The sequence below is a fragment of the Candidatus Sulfotelmatobacter sp. genome (genome assembly GCA_035498555.1).
Taxonomy (GTDB): Bacteria; Eisenbacteria; RBG-16-71-46; order RBG-16-71-46; family RBG-16-71-46; genus DATKAB01.
In genome coordinates, this window is the sequence record DATKAB010000147.1 from 1 (window position 1) to 3,279 (window position 3,279).

General features: G+C 67.2%; 5 protein-coding genes. 3 read left to right on the top strand and 2 right to left on the bottom strand.

The window, feature by feature from the left end:
• Positions 1-1,043 (top strand): porin (locus VMJ70_12285; protein HTO91902.1); only part of this gene is annotated, 1,043 nt, incomplete at its 5' end.
• A gap of 290 nt (positions 1,044-1,333) precedes the next feature.
• On the opposite strand, the gene VMJ70_12290 is transcribed toward VMJ70_12285, so the two are convergent.
• Both VMJ70_12290 and VMJ70_12295 read right to left on the bottom strand, forming a co-directional pair.
• Positions 1,334-1,783, bottom strand: coding sequence for a glycine zipper 2TM domain-containing protein (locus VMJ70_12290; GenBank protein HTO91903.1), 450 nt, complete (start codon positions 1,781-1,783; stop codon positions 1,334-1,336).
• Positions 1,784-1,915: 132 nt separating this feature from the next.
• The gene (locus VMJ70_12295) at positions 1,916-2,212 is read right to left on the bottom strand and encodes a hypothetical protein (GenBank protein ID HTO91904.1); all 297 of its coding nucleotides are present in this window, start codon (positions 2,210-2,212) and stop codon (positions 1,916-1,918) included.
• 280 nt (positions 2,213-2,492) lie between these two features.
• Here VMJ70_12295 and VMJ70_12300 point away from each other — a divergent pair, with 280 nt between their 5' ends.
• Both VMJ70_12300 and VMJ70_12305 read left to right on the top strand, forming a co-directional pair.
• Positions 2,493-2,723, top strand: coding sequence for a hypothetical protein (locus tag VMJ70_12300; GenBank protein HTO91905.1), 231 nt, complete (start codon positions 2,493-2,495; stop codon positions 2,721-2,723).
• A 176-nt stretch (positions 2,724-2,899) separates the two neighbouring features.
• Positions 2,900-3,279, top strand: a 380-nt coding sequence (locus VMJ70_12305; GenBank protein ID HTO91906.1) for a hypothetical protein, incomplete at its 3' end; no start/stop codon positions are given.

Genomic DNA, 3,279 nt, shown 5'->3' on the forward strand with positions numbered 1-3,279 from the left:
TCAGCGCCGCGCACACGACATACGGGAATGCCTCGACCACTTTTGCGGCGGGCTTGCTCGCCGGCCTGGGGAACGCCGACGGGACGATTTCCGGTCAAGATCTCGGTCAGTTCTGCGGCGCGAACTTCGGCCAGTCGGCGACAACCACGGTCAACCCGACGAACTGCTTCCGGTGGGCGACGGGCTTCAACCGTCGCGTCGCCAACTCGGTGTGGTATGTGTCGCCGAATTGGGCCGGATTCAGCGGCCGCGTCCAGTACGGTGCCACGAGCGGTTCGACGAGCAACGCGACGAATGAATCGCCGAACTTCCCGTCCACGGTCAAGCCGTCGCTCTGGAGCGTCGGCCTTAACTACGCGCTCGGCGGCTTCAATGCCGGGGTGGCCTACGAGTATCACGGCGATTACATCACCGCCGCCGCCCGCAGCATGGGGGCGGCCGGTCTGCCGGCAATAGGCACCGGTTGCGCCCCGGGGTTTGCCCTGGGTGGCAACGCCACGATTGGGGCCACCAACTCGGCGACCCTCGCTTGCATCCCTATCGGGACCGCGGCCAGCAACGGCATCAGCAGCGACAGCGCCAACGCCTGGAACGTGAACCTGCGCTACACCTTCGGGTTCGGCCTGTCGATCGGCGGGTACTACGAATGGATCAAGTACAAGATGGACTACGCCAACAACCCCGGCGGCACGGTCGCAACGGGTGATGGAAACCTGACCGAGCTCAAGCGCAACGCCTATCGGCTGGACGCCGCGTACCAGCTCGGCCCGCACACCTTCGGGCTGCAGTATGCGCACGCGAACGACCTCCGCGGCAGCGTTTCGGGTAACAGGTATTCCTTCGACGGCAGCTCGACCGCCGTGAACGGCTGGATCCTGGGTTACGCCTATAGCTTTTCGAAGCGTTCGAGCGTCTACGCCTACGGTACCTTCATCACCAACGACACGAACGCACGCTACGCCGGCATCGTGAATAACGGTATCGGGCCGAACGCGGGTGGCGATCCGCGGTACGTCGGCGTGGGCCTGCGCCACCTCTTCTAGCCGGCGCGGGTCTCCGCTCGGAAACGGGGCGCCTCCGGCGCCCGTTGTTCTTTCTTGATTGCCCGCGAGGCTCAGCGAGTGACCCGGCGGACGCTCGCATCAGCAGTGCCTGGACTGCGCGCGCATCGTCGACCGACGACCCGGAATGCGTGATTGCCGTCCCCGCGAGCATCGGCTCAACGCCAGCTTCGGTGGGCCCGGCCACGGCTGCAACCGCCGCGACCTCGGCGTCGCTCGCGCAGGCCGAACCCGGCATCTCGGCCGCGCGGCGGTGCCCTCCGACTCGCCGGTCAGCCTCTGACGACGCGCGCGTCCATGCCGCGTCCCTGGACGCGCACGCGATCCCCGACGCGCAGCGCCGGATCGGCGGGCTCGGTGACCGCGATCGTCACCCCGTTGTCGAGCCGCACGAAGATGTGCTGGCCCGGCCGGCGGTCGACATACCGGTTCTGAATCGCGTTTCCGGCGAGACCGCCGCCGACCGCGCCGATCACGGTCGCCACGTCGCGGCCACTGCCGCCGCCGAACTGGTGGCCGATGATGCCGCCCGCCGCGGCGCCCAGCACGGCGCCCAGCCCGAGCTGGTGATCGCCTTCGAGCGACACCGGCTCGATGCGCGTGATGACGCCGTAGCGCACCGACTCTTCGCCGAGCTCGGGGCCGCCTTGCCCGATCGCGCTGGCGCACCCGGCCAGAAGCGCTGCGAGGAGGAGAGCGATCGCTGTGAATATGATTCGCATGGCTGCTTGGAGGTTATTTGAGGGTTGGTACGAAGCTATGCATTACGGAGAAATGATGGGACCCGCGGAGCGGGCACCTTGCGACGAGGAAAGAGCGCAGACAAGTCGGTCGTTCGCGAACCGTTCGCCGGCTCACTCCTTTCTCGACGCCGCGGCGAGGCCGATCGCGACTCCGACGGCCACGGCGAGCGCGATCCCGATGCTCGCAACCTGCCACGGGTGCTTGCGGACGTAGCGCTCGGTCCGGCGCGCCGCCACGCGCACCCGGCGGGTCGTGCCAGCCTCGATGTCTCCGAGTCGGTCCCCCGCGCCGTCGATGCCGGTGGCGAGGGCGTCGCGCGCTCGGTCCAGTTCATGGCGGAGCAGGGCGTCGACCTCGGCCGCGTCCCGCGTCAATTCTTGCGCGATGGAATTCTTGCTGATCTGCATAGTGGTCTCCTTCGAGATTCGCGAGGCCCGGAACCGCCTGCCGTCGCCAAACGTTTGCTCGCCGGATCAGTATCCGAGCACCTGGTCACTGGTTCATTGCAAGACGGCCGCGCATGGTTGCCTCGGTAATCCGGTCGGGCGCATTACGGGTCTCCGAGCGACGCGCATGTTTCGGCCGACATTTCCGGGGCCCTCCCCGCAACGCTGAAGCAACCGAAGGCCGCGACGATGGCTGCATGTGTGCAACGCCCTCGAGGGACCACACGGTAGAGATGCAACGATGAGACCCAACTATTCGATCCTCGACCCCTCGTTCCGGTACGTGCCGGCGGCGGCGACCTCGGTCGTCGAGACCTGGCGCCGCTTCGGTTGGCGTCCCACGACCGACGAGGAGCGCAGGAGCCGACGGGGGCCAGCGGTGACGCTGGTCATCGACGAGATCGGGCGCGCGCGACCGATCCGGTTCACCCCGTCACAAGCCCGTCCTCGCGCGTTGACTGTCGCCTCGTGAACGCCTGGCGTTTCCGGAACGCCGCTCGCGCCGCGAAGTCGGGGCGCGGCAATCAGGAATCTCCAAGATTCCACGACCGCCCGCCGGCACACTACGGCGCAGCGCTGGGCGAAACGCGCGAGCCGCGATTCGCTACGCGCAGGCGCTCTCATCGGTGACCTTTCGGCGTCGTGCCGATGAGCGCGATCCTACCAATTCATCGGCGCCGCATTGACAAGGAGATGTTGAAGATGACTCGTGTTTGGACAAAGGTAACGATGGCGGCAACGCTTCTGACGGCAGCCGTGCTGGTCTCGATGACCGCGATGCCCACGCTGGCGGCAAACGAGAAGCCCGATGCGACGGTGAGCTTCTCCGGTGCATCGGCCGCTGCCGGAGTGGGCGTGACCTGGGGCAGCGGCACCCTGCATTTCCAGGGCAAGGATTACCCGTTCAAGCTGCAGGGGCTCGGCGTCGCCGACCTCGGCGGCAGCTCGATCAAGGGGACCGGCGACGTCTACAATCTCAAGAAGGTCGAGGATTTCGCCGGCAACTACGCGGCGGCGTCGGCGGCCGC